Raw genomic sequence first — 21419 nt, forward strand, 5'->3', positions numbered from 1 at the left:
CATAGCTTGAAGCCGCGTCAGGAGCGGGCTTCAAGCTGGCCCTGCCTTACTTGCTACCACCTGCAACGGTGCCTGCAGCAGCATCCATCTCGGCCTGGGCGCGGGCGGCAAACAAGGTGCCCGGCGGCGGCTGACGGCTGAAGAAGGTATGCACGCCATCGAGCACGGCACCGGCGATACGGCGCTGATAGGCCGGATCAATCAGGCGACGCTCTTCATCCGGGTTGGAGATGAACGCGGTTTCGACCAGCATCGCCGGCATGTCCGAGGTACGCAGCACCGCGAAGTTGGCGCGCTCCAGGTTCGGCTTGTGATTGTTGCCGATGCGCTTGAGCCCGCCCAGCACATGCCCGGCCGCGTCTTCGGAGGCCTTCATGTAGCCGCTCTGGGCCAAGTCCAGCAGCACATTGGCCAAGGTGCCCTCGGTGCGGGTCAGGCTGACACCGCCGATCAGATCGGCCGAGTTTTCCTTGTCCGCCAGCCAGCGCGCACGCTGCGAAGAGGCGCCCTTGGTCGACAGTACATAGACCGAGGAGCCCGTGGCCGAACGATTTTCGGCGGCATCGGCATGGATCGAGATGAAGATGTCAGCCTTGGCGGCACGCGCACGCTGAGCGCGCATCGGCAGCGGGATGAATACGTCGGTGTCGCGGGTCAGGTAGGCGCGCAGGCCAGGCGTGGCATTGACCTGACGGGCCAATTCACGCGCAACGGCCAGGGTTACGTCCTTCTCGCGCTTGCCGGTAGGCCCGACGGCACCCGGATCCTGGCCACCGTGGCCCGGATCGATGGCAACCACCAGATTGCGCATGCCCGGTGCCATGCGAATTCGTGACGCGTCACTTGGCATCACCGGACGCGGCGCCGGCGTCGGCGCTGCGGCAACCGGAGCGGCGGTAGCAGGATTCGGCGTGATCGGGGTCGGCACGCCGGTGGCAATGGTGGTGCGGATCGGCGCGCCCTGCCCATTGAGGATGGCAGCCGGCGAGGCCGTTGACGGGCTGGCCACGGCAGGAGCACTGGCAACCACGCTCGTGGCAACGGCCGGCACGGGGCTGGGCGCCGCCTGGACGGGTGCCGGCGGCGGCGTGGTGGCCTGCTGGCGCACTGCTGCGGTCAGCGCTGCGGTAGCGCGGGCTGCCTCGGCGCGGGCCTGCTCAGGATTCACTACCGGGGTGGCCGGCACAGGGTTCGACGCTGGCGTAGCCACGGCAGTGGCGCTTGCTACCGGAGCAGCAGCAACAGCTGCCGGCGCTGGGGTGCCGGCACGCGGCGCGGTTTCACCCGGCCACTCGATCAGAAGCTTGGACTCGGCGCCCTGCCCCTGCATCTGCGGCTTGAACGCAGCCACGGACTCGGCAAGGTCGAATACCACCCGGAATGTGCCAGCGACCGGATTACCGGTGCGCACTGCGGTCACCACGCCAACCGGCGAAGGCAATTTCAGGCCGCGCACGGAGGTGGAATCGGGGAAATCGATCACCAGGCGATTGGGACCGGCCAGGCTGATGGTCTTGTAGCTGCCACCACCGGCCAACTGGATCTCGGCGCGGGTGCCGGTGGCACCGGCGCTCAGGCCGACCCCGCGGATCTCACCGGCCCACGCGGAAGCGCTGGCCAGGCACAGGCCGGCGACGGCGACAGACAATGCGAACAGGCGGTTTCCCGTAGTCATGGGCGGATTCAATCACCGGAATTCGGTAATTGCAACATGTTTTCCCTTAATAATCCGCAACCTGCCGTAACTTCCTGTAGTCACAGGGCAGGAAGCCCCTGCAAGTGGGGCGTTTTGCGCAGCCGCTGCAGCCAGACTTCGCCAACCGGAGTCTGCGCCTGCAGCTGCGCGCGGCGGCCATGACCGTCGATTTCCAGCGCCACCACCAGGTCCGTGGGCGGGAGGCCGCCGGCGCCACGTTCCGGCCATTCGATCAGCCACAGGTCGGCGCTTGCGTCGTCCAGACCGAGGAAATCCAGCTCTCCGGCATTGCCGATCCGGTACAGATCAAGGTGCCAGGCTTCACCGCTGTCCAACGGATAGCGTTCGATCAAGGTGTAGGTAGGGCTGCGGATGGGTCCCTGCACGCCCAGCGCGCGCAACAGGGCGCGGGCCAGGGTGGATTTCCCGGCACCAAGATCCCCTTGCAGGTGAACCACCGCCTGCGCGGGCCGGGTCTGGGCCAAGGCCTGACCCAGCAGGTCGGTGCTCTCGGCTTGGGGCAATGACAATTCGATCATGGGCACATTATGGATTGGCAAGGCCGCGCAGGTGCGGCAATAGATCGCGCGGCAACAGCCCGCGCTCACCTTCGGCCGCTGCGGCATCACCGGCCAGACCGTGCAGCAGCGCACCGGTACTGGCGGCATCGAAGGGCGACAGGCCCTGCGCGCGCAGCGCCGCGATGACGCCTGTCAGCAGGTCGCCCATGCCGCCGACCGCCATACCCGGGTTGCCGGCGGCAAGCACACGCGGCAGCTGTCCTGGCGCGGCGATCACGCTGCCCGCGCCCTTGAGCACGACAACCGCCGCATAGCGCGCCGCCAAGGCATGGGCGGCCGCAAAACGATCGCGCTGGATACTGGCGGTATCGGTATCGAGCAGGCGCGCGGCCTCGCCCGGATGCGGGGTGAGAATGGCCTGCGGCAGCGGCCTTGGAGCAGCCGCGAGCAGATTCAGGCCATCGGCATCAAGCAGCAGTGGCTTGCCACTGGCCAGCGCCGCCGACCACAGCGCCTGCGCCCAGTCGTCCTGGCCCAGCCCCGGCCCCAGCGCGATGACGCCGGCACGCGCCAGCAGCGGAGCGAAATCGTCGGAACTATCCACCGCGTGCACCATCGCCTCGGGGCAACGCGCCAACAGCGGTGCCACGTGCAGCGCGCGGGTCGCCACGCTGCACAGGCCAGCGCCACTGCGCAGCGCGGCCTCGGCACTGAGCATTACCGCGCCGCCGCTGCCATGGTTGCCACCCACACACAGCACGTGGCCGGATTCGCCCTTGTGGGTATTGAGCCGACGCGGCGGCAGCAGCGCCGTCAATTGCGGCCTGGCCCAGCGCAGCGCGCTGGCCTTCGCCCCGTCGAATGCAGCCGGTGGCAGCTGCAGATCGGCCAACAGCCGCTGTGCGGCATGCTCCAACGCAGGCCCGGTATGCAGACCCTGGTGGGCGACGATGAACTGCAATACGCGCTGCGCACGCACCGCCACGCCGGGCACGTTGCCGCTGAGGGCATCGACGCCGCTGGGCACATCCAGCGCAAATACCGGCGCTGCGGCCGCGTTGATCGCCTCGATCAGCGCCGCGTCGTCGGCCTGTGGCGCATGACTGAAGCCGATGCCATACAGCGCATCGACGATCAGATCGGCCTGCTGCAGGCAATCGGGCGTGAGCTCGACGTGGCCGCCCACGGCCAGGTAATCGGTGCAGGCGCGCTGCGCCAAGGGCGTGCGCGGCGAAGCATCGGCCAGGTGCAGCACGCTGACCTCGCGCCCGGACTGGCGGGCATGACGGGCCAGCACGTAGCCGTCGCCGCCGTTGTTGCCCGGCCCACAGACCACCACGATGCGTCGCGCCTGTGGCCAATACTGCAGCGCGGTCTGCCACGCGGCGTGGCCGGCGCGCTGCATCAGCACATACGCATCGCCACCCAGGGCGGCGGTCGCCTGCCCATCAATCTGGCGGGCAGCGGCGATATCGAACAGTTCGACGGGCTCTGACATGCCGGCAATTCTATACTTGCACCATGTCTGAAGCCGTTACCGCCGCAAATCCTGCCCAGTTGTCGCTGCGCATCCGCCAGCTCGCCCGCGAGGCAGGCTTCCAGCGCTGTGGTGTCAGCGGCATCGAGCTGGGCGAGGATGAAGCGCACCTGGCCGACTGGCTGGGCAAGGGCCTGTACGGGACGATGGAATGGATGGCCCGCCATGGCAGCCTGCGCGCGCGCCCGCAGGAATTGCTGCCAGGCACGCTGCGGGTGATTTCGGTGGGCCTGGATTACGGCCACAAGGACGATGCCGAAGCCTGGGCCACCTTGAATGACAGCGAGCGCGCCTATGTGGCGCGTTATGCGCTGGGCCGCGACTACCACAAGCTGATGCGCAACCGGTTGCAGAAGCTGGCCGAGCGTATCGGCAGCGAGATCGGCCCCTTTGGTTACCGCGTGTTCGTCGATTCGGCACCGGTGCTGGAGCGTGCATTGGCGCGCAATGCCGGGCTGGGCTGGATCGGCAAACACACCTGCCTGATCGATCGCAACGGCGGCTCGTGGTTCTTTCTTGGCGAGATCTATGTCGACCTGCCATTGCCGGTGGATGTACCCGCCACCGCACACTGCGGTAGCTGCACGCGCTGCATCGATGTCTGCCCCACTGCAGCCATCATCGCCCCGCACCGGCTGGATGCACGCCGCTGCATTTCCTACCTGACCATCGAACACGAAGGCGCCATCCCGCTGGAAATGCGCCCGCTGATGGGCAACCGCATCTACGGCTGCGACGACTGTCAGCTGGTCTGCCCCTGGAACAAGTTCGCCCAGCGCACCGACGAGCCGGATTTCCGCGCCCGCAACAACCTGGATACCGCGACCCTGCCCGAACTGTTTGCCTGGGAAGAGGACGAGTTCCTGCGCCGCACCGAAGGCAGCCCGATCCGCCGCAGCGGCCACGAGCGCTGGTTGCGCAATATCGCCGTGGCGCTGGGCAATGCCGCGCCCTCGCCTGCCGTGCAGCAGGCACTGCAGACACGCCAGTCGCATCCTTCCGACGTGGTCCGTGAGCATGTGCAATGGGCGCTGCAGCGGCATGCCGGTGACGCGCCGGAGCAATAGATGCAGCTACCGCACCGACAACACCCTCGCCTGCGGTGATCTGCTGCAGCCAAGCACCTGCTGCCTCGAGCTGCTCGACTGCTCCGGTCGCTCCCGTAAGATAGTGACCAATAGTTCGCCTGCACCAATGGCTGCGGCGGGCGCCCCACCGGCAAAAGCAGTTCAATAATGGCCTCCAGCAACGACATCCTCACCCCCAACCAGCTCAACACCCTGGCGCGCGATCTGCTGGAAAGCGCGTTTCCGCTGGTGTGGGTGGAAGGTGAGCTCGGCAGCGTCAGCCGCCCCGCTTCCGGGCATCTGTATTTCACCCTGAAGGATGCGCGGGCGCAGGTCCGCGCGGCCATGTTCAAGCCCAAGAGCCAGTGGCTGAAATTCATTCCGCGCGAAGGCATGCGCGTGCTGGTGCGTGGCCGGCTGACCCTGTACGAGGCACGCGGCGATTACCAGCTGATCCTCGATCACATGGAGGAAGCCGGCGAAGGCGCGTTGCGCCGCGCCTATGACGAACTCAAGGCAAGGCTGGAAGCCGAGGGTCTGTTCGACCCCGCACGCAAGCGGCCAATGCCCGCGCATGTGCGCCGGTTGGCGGTGATCACCTCGCCCAGCGGTGCGGCCGTGCGTGACGTGCTGAGCGTGCTGGAGCGGCGCTTCCCGATGCTGGAAGTGGAGCTGCTGCCGTCGCTGGTACAGGGCGCCACCGCCGCACCGCAGATCACCTCGCTGCTGCGCCAGGCCGATGCCAGTGGCCGCTACGATGTGATCCTGTTGACCCGTGGTGGCGGCTCGCTGGAAGACCTGTGGGCCTTCAACGACGAACAGCTGGCGCGCGCGGTCGCCGCCAGCACGACGCCGGTGGTGTCGGCGGTGGGCCACGAGACCGATTTCAGCCTGACCGACTTCGCCGCCGACCTGCGTGCACCAACTCCATCGGTGGCGGCCGAACTGCTGGTGCCCGACCAGCGTGACCTGGCGCTGCGCGTCCGCCGGCTGGCACAACGCCTGAACCAGTTGCAGGTGCATGCCCTGGGCCAGGCCATGCAACGCGCCGACCGTGCCGCGCTGCGCCTGCAGACCCACAGCCCGCAGGCGCGCCTGAGCCTGCTCGAACATCGCCAGCAGGCGGCCTTCGCGCGCCTGCAATCGCAATGGCGGCAGCAGCTGGAGCGCCGCACTGCGCGCTTGGCCCACGCCGCCACCGGGCTGCGTGGCAACCAGCCGCAGCGCCGCTTGAATGCCCTGGCTGAAAAGCTGGCGACGCTGGCGCCGCGTGCGCAGGCGGCCATGACCCGCCAGCTGCAGGGCGATGCCCTGCGGCTGCGTGGTATTGCACGTTCGCTGGAAGCGGTAAGCCCTTTGGCCACGGTGGCGCGCGGCTATTCCATCCTGACCCGGGTGGAAGACGGGGCGCTGGTGCGCTCCGCCGCACAGGTCAAACCCGGCGAGCAGCTACGTGCACGCCTGTCTGAAGGTGAGCTGCAGTTGCGCGTCGAGCAGGCGCACAGCACACCCGCCAACAGCGACCCCACTCAGGGCTGAGCCGGCAGCGCATCCCAGCGTTCGACGATGATCTGTGCCAGTTTGGCCGGGTCGCGGTCGAAATGATGCCCGCCCGGGCGTTCAACCGCCTGCATGTGCGGATCGCTCTGCAGGTCCCGGCACAGGCTGTCCTTTTCATCGGCGCCATAAATGCATTGCTGCGCAACCGGCTGCAGGCCCGCCAAGGCCGGCTGCACCGGCACCTCCTGGGCGCGGAACCATCCCAGCCAGCCGCCGACCCGCACTTCAAACGCCGCACCGTGGGCGAGCCCCAGCAGCGACACCAGCCGTACCGAACGGCGTTGCGGCGTGCTCAGCAGCGGATAGGCGAATGGCATCACGTCCGCGCCGAAGGAATAGCCCACCAGCGCCACGTCATCGGCCTGCCATCGCTGGCGGTAGGTGCGCAGCACGCTGTCCAGGTCGGTGCCCAGCTGCGCTGCCGTGCGCTTTTTCCAGAAGTAGCGCAGGCTGTTCCAACCGACCACCGAAATACCACTCTGGTTGAGCGCATGCGCCAAGCCCTTGTCGAGGTCGCGCCAGCCCCCATCGCCTGACATCAGCACCACCAGCCGCTTGCTGCCGGCAACCGGCATTTCGATCAGCGGCAGGGTGGCAATCCCCTGCACCGGAACAGCACCGAGCACTGTTGGCAGGGTCGCCACCAATCCCGCCTCTGTCACCTGCCTGACAGGCACGACTGCCGTGCCGCCGTGGCAGGCGGTAGCAGCTGACGCATCGGCCGTAGTCACCAGCGCCGCTGCCATTTCACCCGGCGCAGCCCCGGCGGCACTGTCACGCACCAGCCCTGCGCTCCCGCCCTGGCCCAGCAGGACCGGCAGGAAGAACTGCTCAGCACGCGCGCGCTTGAGCAGCTTCTGGGTGAGCAGGGCCGCATCGTCCGCCATTGCCCGACAACTGCCGTTGCCCTTGTGCAACTGTTCCCGGTAGCGCGCCGCATCCACTATGGCCACCCACGCACCGGCCTGCGCCAACTGTGCGGCAAGCTGCAGGCGCTGCGCCTTGGGCAGCACCGGGTCGGCGAAATAAATGACCAGCCCGCGCGGGACGGAGGGTGGCTCAACCACCTGTACGCGGCCATAGCGGCCGGCATTCATGCGCTTGGCATGTATCGCCCAGCCGCAGCTGACCACCACCATGATCAGCAACACCCCGAGCCCCAACGCCGCACCACGTCGCATCGTCTACCTCTGGCTTGCAACCCGCAAAGGCGACCAGCAGCCGCCGGCAGTCATCATGGTCTGTTCGATAGCTGGCGGCGCTGGTCAGCGCGCCGCTGCGCCTGCGCTGCAATAGCGCTGCCGGTACTCCAGCGCCTTGGGCATCAGCGCCTGCAGGTTCTGGATGCGAGTGCCGGGATTGGGATGGGTGGAGGAGAACTCCGGCGGTGCCTGGCCACCACTGGCCTGGCTCATGCGCTGCCACAGCGGCACCGCCTCTTCCGGGTTGAAACAGGCCGCCGCAGCGAGCATCAGCCCCACTTCATCAGCCTGGGTTTCGTGCGAACGCGCATACGGCAGCAGATAGCCGTAGCCCATGGCCGACATCATCATCTGTTGCTGCTGCACGTCCATGCCGCTGGCAGCGCCGGCCATCTGCCCGATCTGGGTCAGCTTCTGCTGGGCCATGCGCTGGGCGCCGTGGCGCAGCAGCGCGTGGGCGATTTCGTGGCCCATCACCACTGCCAGTGCATCGGCGTTCTGCGCAACCGGAATCAAGCCGGTATAGACCGCCATCTTGCCGCCGGGCAGGCAGAAGGCATTGGCTTCATCGGACTGCAGGACGTTCACGTCCCACTCGAAATCTTTGGCGAAATGCTGTGGCTGCAGGCCATGTTCCTGCGCCAATGAAGTCTCCACAACGTCCACCTTGGCAATCAGGCGGCTGGCGATCTCACGCACCTGGCGGGCGATCTGCGAATTCGGGTCGACCGGGCGTTCCTGCGCAAGGATCTCCTGGTAGGCCTGCAGGCCCAACGCCTTCTCCTCACTGGCATCGAGCGAGCTGTCGATCAGCACCTTCTCGCCGGTATACGGGTCCACCGAACGATTGCCGAAGTAATAGCAGCCGCCATATACCGCGAAGCCCAGCAGGATCACCCAGCGGATATTGCCGAACAGGCCGCCACCACGCCGACGTTGGCCGCCATTGCCTTGGTTACCGAAAGGATCTTGTCGCATGGTTGGATTCCGTCTGGGCCGGGCTGGCCGTGGCCGATGGTAACGCCAGCGGTTACAGAAAGTTGTCACGATGGAAAAGATGCGCCTGCAGCGCTGCCAAGCAGCCGGCCCTGGCCGCTGGCCTGCACCTGGCGCCCTGGCTGCGGAGCACGGCCTGCGCAGATCCGTCGCCCACCGGTCGGCTCAGCGACGCCATCATGGCTGTCGCTGGTGCATTGGTTCAGGGCAGATCGCCGCCAAACGGCGGCGGGTCGCCAAGCGGCCAAGGCGACTGCACGCAGACAACGCCGCTATTTGCTGCTCGCAGCCATTTCGGCCAGCGCAGCCGGCGCGCTCTTGCTGGTCGGATCAAGCGTAAGTGCCATCTGGTAGCTGCTGCGCGCGGCATCCAGGCGACCGACCACACGGTAGGCTTCACCAAGGCTGTCGTGGGCATTGGCGGCATCCGGATGCTCGGCCACGCCCCACTCGAACACGCGCACCGCCGCATCCTGCTTGCCTGCCCGCAGCAGTTTGTAACCGAGCACGTTGAACCCACGCTCGCTGCGGTCATACTCGGCCCCGCGCGCTCCCAGCCCTTCATAGGCCTTGGTCATTGCCTGCAATCCTTCGTTGTAGACAATGGGCGTCAGCAGGTCATCAAGGCTGCGTTTAGCCAGTTGCATCGGCTTGCCGTTGAGCACCTCCATCAGGTCATTGCCCATCGCCGCCACCAACGCGCCCTGCCAGAAATTGTCCAGAATGATCACAGCATCCTGATGCGGCTCCGAGCGCAGGTAATAGCTCTGATAGCCGGGGACGCTGCCTGTGTGCGACGCAACAGGCAAGGTACTGCCATCGGCAAGCTTCCACTGCTCCACTCCCCAGCCGAAGCCATAGGAAGATGCGTGTACCTGCAGCATCGTCCGCCGCATGTCCTCGTGCAGCAGACCGCTGCCATACAGCGCGCGGTCGAAGCGATACAGGTCTTCGGCAGTGGTATAGATTCCCGCCGCTGCATAGGACACGCTCGGGTCGATCCATTGGGGATACACCAGCTTGCCGTCCGGGGTCCTGGTATAGCCCTGGGCGAAATCCTTCAGCACCGCGGCATCGGCGAACAGTCCGCTGGACGCCATGCCCGCCGGCGCGAAGATCCGGTCCTGCAGATTGCGCGCGAGTGTTTGCCCGGTTGCTTTCTCGATCAACAGGCCGAGCAGGAAGAAACCATTGTTGTTGTAACGCCACTGCTGCCCTGGAGCCTCAAGCTGGGTCGGCTTGATCCATAGCCGCGCGAACTCCATCGGCACATAGCTGCGACGGGCGGAGGTCAGCCACCAGTCGTCGGTATAACGCGCAGGAAGGTCGGCAATGCCGGAGGTATGGCTGAGCAACTGTGCAACGGTTACCGAGGCCGACGGCGTCGCGGCGTAGAGTTCCGGAAGATACTCGCCAAGTGTTCCATCCAGCCGCAGCCTGCCTTGCTCCACCAGCTGCAGTGTGAGCGTGGCAACCAGCGGTTTGGTCAGTGAACCGATGCGATACCGTCCCTCCATCCGGTTCGGTACCGACCACTCGACATTGGCTTGGCCATAGGATGCGCGCAACAACACGTTGCCTTCGCGGGCGACCAGTACCGTGCCGTTGAAGCCACGCCGGTCCGCGTAACTGTCCACCAATTGCTTCAGTTGCTCCGCTGTCGTCGGAACGTCGACATTGGCGTTGGCGTCGGTGTTGACGAAAAAACCACACAAAAGCAGGACAGCACCGCATACGTTGCGAAGTTGGCGCATAGATCACGTTGGTGGCTGGATTGAACGCTGGACACTATCCATGACTACAAATGTAGTCAAGTGCAACATGGCCACTTGGATCAGTTACTGCTCGTTAGTGCCGCGATCCGCCGGCGGAGCACCAGCGTAAGCCGCGGCCATGTCAAATGCCGCGCACCAGGCGGAAGCCGATGCGTGCCGAGGTGACGTCCGAGTCCTGTGACTGCCGCCACGCCGCGCGGGTCTGCTCCGGCGCGTTGGCCCAGTTGCCACCGCGGATCACCCGCTGCCGGCAACCCGGGTTGTACCAGGCCGCGCCATCGGCCGGTGCACGCCGGTAGCTGGCATGCCAGCAGTCGGCCACCCACTCGCTGACATTGCCGCTGACATCGTGCAGGCCCCAGGCATTGGCGCGGAACATCGCAACCGGCGCCGTGCCCCAGAACCCGTCGCCATAACCGATGAAAGCATTGTTCCAATGGCGGCCGCTGGGTGACACATCCAGGCTGCCGGTGAAGTTGCCAGCGTTCTCCGGCGGCGTCATCGAACGCCCCCACGGGTAGCGCCCCTGGTTGCCGGCGCGCAGCGCGTATTCGAATTCCGATTCACTGGGCAACCGGTAATAGCGCCCGGTCTGCTCGGACAACCAGGCCGCATAGGCCTCGGCATCACGCACGCTCACGTGCATGACCGGGCTGTTGGGCGCGGCCTTGGCGCCGTTGTAGTCGGACTGCCAATCCACCCCGCTGCGACGGATGAAATTGCCGCTGCGCTCGTCATACACAATGGAATGGCCGCGACGGGTAGCGCGCGGCCGCGCCTTGGCCGCTTCCACGAAGCGGCGGAAGTCGGCCACCGTGACCTCGGTGATCGACATCGCAAACCCGCGCTCGAAGCGCACCTGATGCTGCGGCCGCTCCGCATCGCTGCTGCCGATCTCGCCTTCGGCCGCGCCCATCTGGAAACTGCCGTACGGCACCACCACCATCTGCGGCCCGCGGCTGCCATCGGCCAGCGCATCGCTGAATACCTGGCCCGGACGGAAGCTGCCGTAATGGGTGACCAGCTCGATGCGCGCACGCAGCAGCGCCACGGTGCGGTCATCGGGCAGCGCGATCCGTTCGGCCTGGGCCAGCTTCAGCTGCGCGTCCTTCAGCCCTTTGGACGACACCAGATCGCGCAGGCCGCCTTCGCGCAGCGCATCAAGCTGGGCGGTGCGGATGTTCTCGATGCGCACCCGCGCATCCTTCAGGGTCACCGCTTCGCCACGGATGGTGGTGGCCTTGTCCAGCCAGCGCGCCGCCGCGTCGAAATCGGACTCCACCGCGGCGGCGTACTCAGCGCGGCGGATCAATCCACTTTCCACCGCGGCCAAGCCCTGCCTGGCCCGGCTGTTGAGCGGGTCGGTAGCCAGCACTTCGCGGAAGGCTGCCTGCGCACCACCGCCATCCTCACCAAACTGATGCTGGCGCAGAGCCTGCTCGCCAGCCCGATTCAACGCCAGCAGCCGCCGCGCCACCGCGATGCGCTGCTGCAAGGCCTGCTCGGCCTTGCCTTCCGGCGCCAGGGCCACGGCAACGCCGGCGATTTCGGCCGCCTGCGCCAACGCCTGGCGCTGGTTCTCGGGCTGGGCCATCAAGGCCGTAGCCTGCGCGCGCAGACGTTGCCGGGCCTTGTCCAGGCCGCGCTGCGCGGCCCGATCCTGCGGTTGCAGGGCCAGGATGGCCAGGTACAGCGGAATCGCATCCTCGGCGTCGCGGTACAACCTGTCCTCGGCCAAGGCCTTGTCCGCGGCCTTCCGTGCCTCGGCCAGCTCGCCGGGCTGCAGGCTCACTTCCGGCGCGTTCCAGACCGGCAGCGCGATGCTTTCAACCTGCGGTGCAGGGTCTGGCGTCGTCGCCCTCGCCTGCACGGCAGCCGCTGCTTCCGCCTCGGCTTTGGCTTTGGCTTCAGCGCGCGCCTGGACCCGTGCCTCCAGCCGCTCGGTCAGCGTCGGACTTTTTGCGGGCGCCGCATCGGGCGCGGCCGGTGGCGCACTGCCACCGCACCCCGCCAACACCAGCAGCGTCGCCAGACCCAACAATTGGCCGGTTTTACCCAAAAACGCCTCCATGACCTTGCACACTTCTCCGGGAGCGGCCCGACGTTAGGCTATTCTCGCCTGCCTGAGCAAACCCTGCAGTTGACGGAACCCCACGTGGCTTACTGGATCAAACACCCGGCGGAGTTGGAAGAACGCTACCGCCAGCGCCCGAGCCGGATCGGGCTGGACACCGAATTCATCCGCGAACGCACCTATTGGCCGCAGCTGGCCTTGGTGCAGATGGCAGTCGGCGACGAAATCCTGCTGATCGACCCGCTGATACCCGGCATGTGCGAGGCGCTGAAACCCTGGCTGACCGACACCTCGATCACCAAGATCATGCACAGCGCCAGCGAAGACCTGGTGGCCTTCAAGTGCGCCTGCGACGCGCTACCGCGGCCGCTGTTCGACACCCAGATCGGTGCCGCCCTGGCCGGCATCGGCGGCGGCATGGGCTACCAGAAGCTGGTGGCCGAGATCACCGGCGTCACCCTGCCCAAGGGCGAGACCCGCTCGGACTGGCTCAAGCGCCCGCTCAGCGATGCCCAGCTGGAATACGCCGCCGACGACGTGGAATACCTGTTCGCCCTGCACGACACCATCAGCGCCAAGCTGCAGGCGGCAGACCGCCTGCAATGGCTGCAGGACGATGGCGAGCGCCTGCTGGCCAGCGTCGAAGGCGACGAAGGCGAGCATTGGCCGCATCTGTCGATGCGTTCCTCGCAGGTCCTGGAACGCGACGCCCAGCTGCGCCTGCTGCGCCTGCTGCGTTGGCGTGACCAGCAGGCTCGCAGCAGCGACAAACCGCGCAGCTGGATCCTCGACAACGAGCTGGCCAGCCTGCTGGCACGCACCCCGCCGGCTGACTACGACAGCATGCTCAAGCTGTTCGGTCGCTTCCCCAAGGCCCCGCGGAAACTGGCGCAGCCGCTGTGGGAAGCCCTCAACACCCCGCTTGCCGACGAAGCTGAAGCACCGATGGCCCTGCCCGCCACCGACGGCAACAAGAACACCATCAAGCGCCTGCAGGACGCAGTGAGCAAGCGCAGCGCCGAGCTGGAACTGCCCGACGGCCTGCTGGCCTCGCGCAAGCACCTGGAAGCACTGTTGGAAAGCGGCAACTGGCCCACCGCACTGGCCGGCTGGCGCCAGCAACAATTGGAACCGGTGCTGCGGCCACTGCTGCCCAACACCTGAGCGACAGCGCGCCCCGACCACGTCGGGGCGCGCAAGAACGCCACTGTAGTGCCGAACCATGCTCGGCAAAAACGATCGAGGAACGCTTGCACACGCTCTTGTGGGAGCGGCGTAAGCCGCGAAGCTTGGCTTGCCGAAACTGCAGTGCAAGTCTGCGATCTTAAGGGCTGTTGGTTTCGCGGCTTACGCCGCTCCCGCAAACACAATTGCAAGCGGCGCAAAACCGGTGCAAACGAACAACAAAAAAGGGCTCGCATTTCTGCGAACCCTTGAAATTTTGGTGGCCGAGGACGGAATCGAACCGCCGACACGGGGATTTTCAATCCCCTGCTCTACCAACTGAGCTACTCGGCCACTTTGTTTTGTTTTCGTCGGCGTTGCTGCCGTCGAGGAGGCGTATATTACGGAGCTATTTCGATTTCGGCAAGCCAATTTCACAAAAATTTTCACATCCGCTGAAAATTCCTTGAAATGCCTTGTGCGGCCGAGCTTGCGCGCCACAGAGCAACAGCAAGGCCTGGCGAAAATTTGATCAAACCACCCACAACCAGCGCACAAACGCAAAGAGCCGCATCATCCGACGCGGCTCTTTGTTTGAATACTTGGTGGAGCGGAGGAGGATCGAACTCCCGACCTTCGCATTGCGAACGCGACGCTCTCCCAGCTGAGCTACCGCCCCACGGTGAACCGAGCATAGCGCGACATCGGCACCTTCGCCACTGGATTGCCAGCACCCTTCCCGGCCGCCCTCCTTTACCCAGCAGAGACCGCGCCGGTGGCGAATTGCCACGCACCGTCGCACCCTCATCAACAGTGACCCCTATGTCACCGGGCTGCGTGCGACCCACCTAGACCACGCGCCACCTACTTCGCGGGTGTAGCGACCGCCGCGGCTGGCGCCAACTCCGGGAACACCGCACCCATCGCGCCCATGGTTGCCTTGTCCGCGCCCATGTCTTCGGCAGCATTGGCAATGGCGATCAAGCCATTGCCGCTTTCCGGAAACAGTGCGACCCAAGCGAGCCAGTTGCCATCAGAGCCGCCATGGGTCAGCACCGGCCCCTTGCGCCCGGCGATCGATGGCTGCACACCCCAGTCCATCGCCGATGGACTTCCACTCTGCGGGGTCTGCATCAAGCGATAGGACGCATCGCTCAGCAACTTGCCTTTGCCGCGACTGCCCTCCATCTGGTCGATGGAGAACTTGGCCATGTCCTGCAAACGCATATGCATGTTGCCGGCCGGCGTATACATGGCCGGCACGCCATCGTCCGACTTACGCGGTGCCGTGGTGACCGGCTTGCCGGCACGATGTCCTTGCGGCTGACCGGAGGGCGTAGGGCCGAAGCCTGCACCGTCCATTCCCAAGGGTTTGAATACCTCACGCTGCATCAGGTTTTCAAACGAGATACCGGTAGCACGCTCGGCAATCACCGCCGCGATCAGGAAACCACTGTTGCTTTACGCAAACTCAGTGCCCGGAACATTGACCGGAGCCTCCTGCAGCGCCGCACGGATGTAGGCCTCGCGCTGTACGGGCAATGCCCGCGAATCGGTGAAGTACGCGTCCAGAGCGGCAATATCACCCAGGTTCTCCGGCAGCCCAGCGCGATGCGACAACAGCTGCACCAAGGTCACGTTGCGATAAGCGGGATCGAACTTCACCAGATCAGGAAGCATGCGCGACAGCGGCGCGTTCCAATCCAGCACGCCCTGCTCCACCAAGCGCGCAATCAGCGCACTGGTCATGGGCTTGCCGGTGGAGCCCATCAGCCATACGTCGTCCAACTGCACCGCTGTGGCACCGTCGTTGCGGCGCACACCGCGCGCAGACTGCTGATCTATCTTGCCGTCGCGGATGACCAGCATCGCCATTGCGGGCGTCTGCGTCCCTTCCATCGCCGCAGCGAGGATGGGATCCAACTTGCTTTCAGCCTGCGCACTGGCGCTCAACGGAAGCCCAAGCGCAAACAGCGTTGCAAACAGGAAGCGCCGCGGATGAGTCGAACGCCGAGGGGAGCCAATCGCGCTGCGCTGCATGAAGGAAGTCATAGGTGATCCTGGGCATGGGGAGGTGATCAAAACAAGGTCCTCGTCCAGCCATTCGCAACACGGAAGATCGCGAGGAAAATGCTTCAGGACAACGGACGCCTCATACTGAACAGGCCACCATTTCAGCTGACAGTGCCATTCGGCATAGCGGCTCCTGGGCACCGGGTAACACGCATCTCTGCAGCGTTTTCCCTGCGCGATCTCGCATCAGCCACACCGTTTCACCCAGCGCGGGAATGTCCTTGAATGACACCCCCGCATTGACAGCAACACCCTCAACCCTCACTCATCGCCATAGCCGCAAACAACATCCAGGTGGTGTGCGGAATCCACTGCTCCACCCAACGCCACTGCTCCGAGTCGGGTCCGGGGGCGAAGCTGATGCCAGCGCCTATGTCGCTACCCGGTGCGCCGGTGATGCCATTGGAAATACCGCCGACGAACATTTCGCCAGCGCTCTCCAGCACAGTCGGCGGGTTCTTCTGGCCAAAGCCGTACAGCATGGAAATGCCGTAGGGGTTGCGCCCCAGCGTCCAGTCGATCTGGTTCTGTGCATAGCCTGCTCGCGCCGCTGACACGCCGTAGCCCGCCTTGCCTTCTGCAGCCAGCTTGCGGCTGCCTATCACCATCGCCGCGCCGAGCGATGCGAGGCGGGCGCTCTCGCCCTGCCACCAATAGCCGGTTTCATTGCGGTGCGGTATGAAGAAGCCTTCCAGCACCTCACCTGCCGCCTTGCCATCCTCGGCCAACTGGAAGCGCTGCCGGGCGTAGCCATATGGATTGGCTACCGAACCGGTGATCGCCAGTTCGTGCGCAAGTGCCGAACCGATTGCCGCCAGCGCCCGCTCGCGATCCGTGGCCTGCGTCTCGATATCCACATAGGCGGACAGGCTGATCACCGGCAGGCCGGCTTCGGCTGCATGGTAGTAGGGGCGGCTGCCACCGTCGCTGATGAAGCCACCATCGGCCTGCTGGCGCGCCATCAAGCTGGCCGCGCGTTTGCGCGCATCCTGCAGGTAACGCGAATGACCCGTGGCATTGTGCAGTTCCACCAGCGCCATCAACGCGGTGTAGTCGTCGATGATGTTTTCCTTGCCGTCGGCGCAGTACTGCGGATTGAACTGCTGCAGATGTGCATAGGCGCGCTCGGCATCGGCCAGGTATTGCGCGCCACTGAACTCCCCCTGCCGTCCGGATGCCTTGGCCAGCATCGATGCCCGCGCCAAGGCGGCGATGGCCATGCCGCCACCGGCGCGGAACGCGGAGCGATAGAGCGTGGTGTAGGTTCCGGCTGCGCCTTCATAGCCGGTGACCATGCGCTCGACGCCTGGCGTGCCCCACTGGTCGAACACCGTCGTATAGAAATAGCCGTCCGCATCGAGGATGCGGTGTAGGTAGTCCGCGCCCCAGAACGTCTCGTCCTCTACCTGCTTCTGCAGCCCGTGTGCGGCAAACAGGCCTGCACGCGCATGTGCCCCGTAGGCCAGCACCCACGCCGCCATTGATGCCTGCTGCGGATTGAAGTGATTGGCATAACCCAGATGGGACAGGTATTTGCCCTTGTCGCCACCGGCGTCCTGCCAGCCACCCCAGACATCCACCTTGCGCGAGGTCTGGAAGATGCGCAGGTCACGGTCGGCGGCATCGGTATGGCGGCTGCGCTTGAAGTAGCCCAGCAGCTGTGCGCCTGTCGTGGCGAACACCGCGTTGTCGGCTACCGTCACCGGCGCCGAGCGCACGTGCTGCTGCCCCACCTGCACGTCCAGCTGGTACTGGCCGGCCTGCTCGGCATCGGTGAAATCAATGCGGAAGTACTGTTTGCCAGCGCCCCATTCGGAGAACCCCGGCAGCGGCTGCAGATCACCGCTACGCAGCGGCTGGCCATCGCGCAGCACCGTATAGGTGCCCGCGCTTGCCGCACCCACAGACTCGACGACCGCCAGCTTGGGCCCGCGCCGCTCCAATGCCACCTGGTTGATCTGCACCAGCAAGGGCTCGGTGGGCAGGCTCACCGATACAGTGGTCTTGGCCGGCTCCTCGGCTGGGGCCGCGGCTGCCACCGGCAGCAAACTGGATAGCGCCAGAGCCATTGCGGCGCAGAGCTGGACGCTGGTCTTGCGGGAATGCGACAAAGGAGGCATCTGCACGGTTCCGGATAGACTAGGAAACGAAACTTAGCCATCCGGTCATCCCGCGTCAATAAATACTTCACGTGGATGTATGAATAATACAGGCACCTGTTCCACCTCCCCTACCCCCACGTTCACTCGGTTTCAATGCCTATGAATATCGGCCGTGGCGCCACCCAGCAGTCCAGCGCCCCCTATAACCGTCGCCTTGTCCTGGATTTCATCCGCCAGCACGGCGCAGCGTCACGCAAGGACATCCAGGAAAAGGTCTCGCTCAGCCCGCAGACGGTGGCCAACATCACCAATGAGCTGGAGTCCATCGGCCTGATCGTCTCGCGCAGGCAGAAGGACCTGAAAACCCGCGGCCAGCCGCCCATCGCCTTCGAGATCAACCCGGACGCCGGTCAATCCATCGGCATCAGCCTGGAGCCTGGCCGCGCCTCCGGTGCGCTGGTCAACCTGGTGGGGCAGATCGATGCCCGTTGCGAAGTGCGCCTGCAGGGCTGCGATCGCGCGCAGTTGCTGGCCGGCCTGCTGGAACTGGTCGCCAGCCTGCGCCGCCAGGCCAGCGCCCGGCTCTGGGGCATAGGCGTGGCCCTGCCCGGCCCGCTCGGCGATACCGAGCTGAGCTTTGTTGGCCCCACCGCGCTGGAAGGCTGGAAGGACCTGTCCATCCTCGACCAATTGCAGGAAGCCACCGGCCTGCCGCTGTTCCACAGCGTGGACAGCGTCGCCGGCGCGCTCGGTGAAACCCTGTACGGGGTGGCCCGGCACTTGGACAACTTCTTCTACCTGCACCTGAGCGTGGGCCTGGGCGGCTCGCTGATTGTCGGCCGCAACACCTACCGCGGCGCCGACGGCAACGCCACCGAGATCGGTCATGTGCCGGTCGTTCCCGGCGGCACGCCCTGCTACTGCGGCAACCAGGGCTGCCTGGAACGTTACCTCTCGCTGCACTCGCTGGCCGAGGCGCTGGGCCTGGATGACGGGCAGATCCGCACATCGGACCTGCTCAGCCGCCTGGACGACCCCAACGACCACGCATTGCAGCAATGGTGCCAGCAGGCAGCCCAGCGCCTGCGCGATGCCATCTGCATGATCGAGAACCTGCTCGATCCACAGACCATCGTCATCGGCGGCTCGGCCCCGCAGAAGCTGGTGCAGCGCCTGGTCGAACTCGCCCAGCCGCTGCATCGCTCGGTCCGTGGCCGCCCACAGCCGGAACTGCCGCGCATCATGATCTCGCTACGCGAAGAGGATTGCTCGCTGTTAGGCGCAGCGGTCCTGCCCATCCACGAACTGTTGTCGCCGCGCCTGGAAGGGGTCCAGCGCGACGATCAGGGCGAGGCCCAGGCCGCCGAGCTGCTCGGCCACCGCACGGCAGCAGGTGGACGCCGGATTTAATTAAACTTCCACTGGATATTTTTATTGACAGGCGCAAATTGGGGTGACTATAGTCGCCCCATGAGCAACGATCAGCCCCAGTTCAGCATTATCGGCGACGTCAGCGTGGACCTGGTCCTGGGCACGCTGAGCCGTTGGCCCGAGATCGGTACCGAGCAACTGCTGCCCCGCAGCGAGCTGCGCGCCGGCGGTTCAGCGGCGAACTCGGCACTGGCCGCCCGCCATCTCGGGCTGAGCCCACGCCTGATTGGTGCGATCGGCGACGACGACCTCGCCCAGTGGCTGCTGCTGCAGCTGGCCGGCATCAATGTCGAACTGCAGAGCTGTTCCAGCGACACGACCATGTCGGTCGGGCTGTTGCACGCCGATGGCGAGCGCACCTTCTTCACCAGTTGCGGGCATCTGCAGCACCTGACCCCGGCCTTTGTGCTTGCACACCTGCCGCAGGCAGCGGCGGGCAGCATCGCCCTGTTCACCGCGCCCTTCCTGCTGCCCAATCTGCGCGCGCAGTTCTGCGAACTGTTGGTGGAGGCCTCTGCCCGCGGCTATCAGGTTGCGCTGGATACCGGCTGGCCGCCCGAGGGCTGGACCCCGCAGGTGCTTGAGGAAGTCGAGGGCTGGCTGGCGCATTGCGACCATCTGCTGCTCAACGAACTTGAAACCATGAGCATCGCCGGCAACCAGCAACTGCAGCCGGCCGTGCAACAGGTAGCCCGCCTGCTCAAGCCCGGCGCCCACCTGATCGTCAAGCTGGGCGCTGCCGGCGCGCTGGGCCAGGTCAGCGGCCAAAGCACCCGCTACACCGGCGTAGCGGCCGCCGACATCTTCGACACCGTCGGTGCCGGCGACAGCTTCAACACCGGTTACCTGGCGGCATCCTTGAACCACGCCAACCTGCGCGACGCACTGGCTGCGGGTTGCCGCACCGCTGCAGCAATCCTGCCGCGCTTCCCCCGCAAGAGCATCGCGGCGGGCGAGCTCTCCCATTGCCTGCAGTCGTATCCCTGACCCCGGAGCCACGACCATGACGCACCGGCCGTTGATCATCAGCTACATCCTCCTGATCTGGTTCGCCATCTCCTTCATCACCAACCTGATCGGGCCGCTGATGCCGATCGCCATCCAGGATTTCAAGCTGAGCCTGACCATGGCCGGCTTCATGCCGTTCTCGTTCTTCCTCGCCTACGGTTTGATCTCGATCCCCGGCGGCATGCTGATCGAGGTCCGCGGCACCCGCTTCACTCTCTTTACCGCCTTCGCATTGAATTTCATCGGTGCCATGGCCATCGCCGTGATGCCAGGCTATGTCTCCGTCGTCGCTGGCCTGTTCGTCATCGGCCTGGGCATGGCACTGCTGCAGGTGGTGATCAATCCCTTGATGCGCACCGCTGCCGGCGAACAGCATTTCGCGTTCTATTCGGTGATGGCGCAGCTGGTGTTCGGCCTGGCCTCCTTCCTCAGCCCCCTGGCATTCCGGCTGTACATGCAGCGCCCGGACGTGCAGGGGCAGCCGCTGGCCTGGCTGGCCTTCTATTGGTATTTCGCTGCAGCCTTCGTGCTGTTGGCCCTGCTCAACTACAAATTGCCATTGCCTACCGTGCAGCTGAAAGACGATGAGCGCGCCGGCAGCCGGGCGGTATACGGCAGCCTGCTGCGGCGCCGCGATGTGCGCCTGTTTTTCCTGGCCATCGTCGCCTATGTCGGCACCGAGCAATCCATCGCCAACTGGATGTCGCAGTTCCTGCACAGCTATCACGGCCTATCGGCCACCGAACAGGGCGCCATCGCCGTCAGCCGCTTCTGGGGCCTGATGTCGCTGGGCTGCCTGGCAGGGTTGGGGCTGCTGAAACTGCTGGATTCCAAACTGGTATTGGCCATTTTCTCCACGCTGGCCATTGCCTGCCTTGCACTCGCCCTTTTCGGCCCGGCAGCCATCTCTCTGTTGGCCTTTCCTGCTGCGGGCTTTTTCTTGTCGGTGATGTTCTCGGTGATCTTTTCGCTGGGCCTGAATTCTGTCACCCAACACCACGGGGCGTTCTCGGGAATCCTGTGCAGCGGCATTCTCGGCGGCGCCGTCGTGCCGCTGTTGATCGGCGTGGTCGGTGACCACCTTGGCCTGCGCGCAGGCATGTCGCTGGTATTCATCCCCTTGCTCTACATCCTCAGCGTCAGCGCCTGGGCCAGGCCGCTGGTGCGTAACCAGACTGTGTATTCCGGGAAGAACACCCCCGCCTCGCCCTGA

At 65.5% G+C, this 21419-nt stretch carries 14 protein-coding genes, 2 tRNA genes and 1 pseudogene; 6 read left to right on the forward strand and 11 right to left on the reverse strand.

Annotated elements, in window-relative coordinates:
• Positions 1–46: 46 nt before the first annotated feature.
• From BCV67_RS02455 to BCV67_RS02465, 3 genes are all read right to left on the reverse strand, one after another.
• A complete protein-coding gene (locus tag BCV67_RS02455; protein WP_062166325.1) occupies positions 47–1675 on the reverse strand; it encodes an N-acetylmuramoyl-L-alanine amidase in 1629 nt (542 codons plus the stop codon).
• A gap of 80 nt (positions 1676–1755) precedes the next feature.
• Positions 1756–2235, reverse strand: a complete 480-nt coding sequence (gene tsaE / locus BCV67_RS02460) for a tRNA (adenosine(37)-N6)-threonylcarbamoyltransferase complex ATPase subunit type 1 TsaE (protein WP_062166326.1) — start codon at positions 2233–2235, stop codon at positions 1756–1758.
• A gap of 7 nt (positions 2236–2242) precedes the next feature.
• Positions 2243–3715 (reverse strand): bifunctional ADP-dependent NAD(P)H-hydrate dehydratase/NAD(P)H-hydrate epimerase, encoded by a 1473-nt coding sequence (locus tag BCV67_RS02465; protein WP_062166327.1) that lies wholly within the window; start codon positions 3713–3715, stop codon positions 2243–2245.
• Between the two features lie 23 nt (positions 3716–3738).
• Here BCV67_RS02465 and queG point away from each other — a divergent pair, with 23 nt between their 5' ends.
• Both queG and xseA read left to right on the forward strand, forming a co-directional pair.
• Positions 3739–4821 (forward strand): tRNA epoxyqueuosine(34) reductase QueG, encoded by a 1083-nt coding sequence (queG, locus tag BCV67_RS02470; protein WP_062166328.1) that lies wholly within the window; start codon positions 3739–3741, stop codon positions 4819–4821.
• 168 nt (positions 4822–4989) lie between these two features.
• Positions 4990–6360: an exodeoxyribonuclease VII large subunit gene (gene xseA, locus BCV67_RS02475; RefSeq protein WP_062166329.1), complete on the forward strand. Its 1371-nt coding sequence runs from the start codon at positions 4990–4992 to the stop codon at positions 6358–6360.
• Here the strand turns inward: xseA and BCV67_RS02480 are convergent.
• The 4 genes from BCV67_RS02480 to BCV67_RS02495 all read right to left on the reverse strand — a co-directional run bounded on the left by BCV67_RS02480 (position 6351) and on the right by BCV67_RS02495 (position 12425).
• Entirely contained in the window at positions 6351–7562 is a 1212-nt protein-coding gene (locus BCV67_RS02480) for a virulence factor family protein (protein ID WP_065868012.1), read from the reverse strand. The two genes, xseA and BCV67_RS02480, sit on opposite strands and share 10 nt — an antisense overlap.
• Before the next feature lie 84 nt (positions 7563–7646).
• Positions 7647–8561 carry a M48 family metallopeptidase gene (locus BCV67_RS02485; RefSeq protein WP_062166332.1) on the reverse strand — a complete coding sequence of 305 codons (915 nt, stop codon included), beginning with the start codon at positions 8559–8561 and terminating at the stop codon, positions 7647–7649.
• Positions 8562–8851: 290 nt separating this feature from the next.
• A complete protein-coding gene (locus tag BCV67_RS02490) occupies positions 8852–10216 on the reverse strand; it encodes a serine hydrolase domain-containing protein (RefSeq protein WP_172837714.1) in 1365 nt (454 codons plus the stop codon).
• Between the two features lie 259 nt (positions 10217–10475).
• Positions 10476–12425: a formylglycine-generating enzyme family protein gene (locus tag BCV67_RS02495; RefSeq protein ID WP_062171350.1), complete on the reverse strand. Its 1950-nt coding sequence runs from the start codon at positions 12423–12425 to the stop codon at positions 10476–10478.
• 84 nt (positions 12426–12509) lie between these two features.
• Here BCV67_RS02495 and rnd point away from each other — a divergent pair, with 84 nt between their 5' ends.
• Complete coding sequence (rnd, locus tag BCV67_RS02500; RefSeq protein WP_062166334.1) at positions 12510–13592, forward strand: ribonuclease D; 1083 nt, start codon at positions 12510–12512, stop codon at positions 13590–13592.
• Between the two features lie 278 nt (positions 13593–13870).
• On the opposite strand, the gene BCV67_RS02505 is transcribed toward rnd, so the two are convergent.
• The 4 genes and pseudogenes from BCV67_RS02505 to BCV67_RS02525 all read right to left on the reverse strand — a co-directional run bounded on the left by BCV67_RS02505 (position 13871) and on the right by BCV67_RS02525 (position 17734).
• Positions 13871–13946 (reverse strand) — tRNA-Phe (locus BCV67_RS02505).
• Between the two features lie 249 nt (positions 13947–14195).
• Positions 14196–14271: transfer RNA gene (locus BCV67_RS02510), tRNA-Ala, on the reverse strand.
• 185 nt (positions 14272–14456) lie between these two features.
• Positions 14457–15644, reverse strand: a pseudogene (locus tag BCV67_RS20470) (serine hydrolase domain-containing protein).
• A 275-nt stretch (positions 15645–15919) separates the two neighbouring features.
• The gene (locus tag BCV67_RS02525) at positions 15920–17734 is read right to left on the reverse strand and encodes a glycoside hydrolase family 9 protein (protein ID WP_062166337.1); all 1815 of its coding nucleotides are present in this window, start codon (positions 17732–17734) and stop codon (positions 15920–15922) included.
• Positions 17735–17926: 192 nt separating this feature from the next.
• Here BCV67_RS02525 and BCV67_RS02530 point away from each other — a divergent pair, with 192 nt between their 5' ends.
• The 3 genes from BCV67_RS02530 to BCV67_RS02540 are packed head-to-tail and all read left to right on the forward strand — an operon-like array spanning position 17927 to position 21419.
• Positions 17927–19177, forward strand: a complete 1251-nt coding sequence (locus BCV67_RS02530; RefSeq protein ID WP_065868015.1) for an ROK family transcriptional regulator — start codon at positions 17927–17929, stop codon at positions 19175–19177.
• Between the two features lie 60 nt (positions 19178–19237).
• A complete protein-coding gene (locus BCV67_RS02535) occupies positions 19238–20185 on the forward strand; it encodes a carbohydrate kinase family protein (RefSeq protein WP_062166339.1) in 948 nt (315 codons plus the stop codon).
• Positions 20186–20201: 16 nt separating this feature from the next.
• Positions 20202–21419 (forward strand): MFS transporter, encoded by a 1218-nt coding sequence (locus tag BCV67_RS02540; RefSeq protein ID WP_062166340.1) that lies wholly within the window; start codon positions 20202–20204, stop codon positions 21417–21419.

Origin of the sequence: Stenotrophomonas nitritireducens, assembly GCF_001700965.1 — a bacterium.
Classification (GTDB): domain Bacteria; phylum Pseudomonadota; class Gammaproteobacteria; order Xanthomonadales; family Xanthomonadaceae; genus Stenotrophomonas; species Stenotrophomonas nitritireducens_A.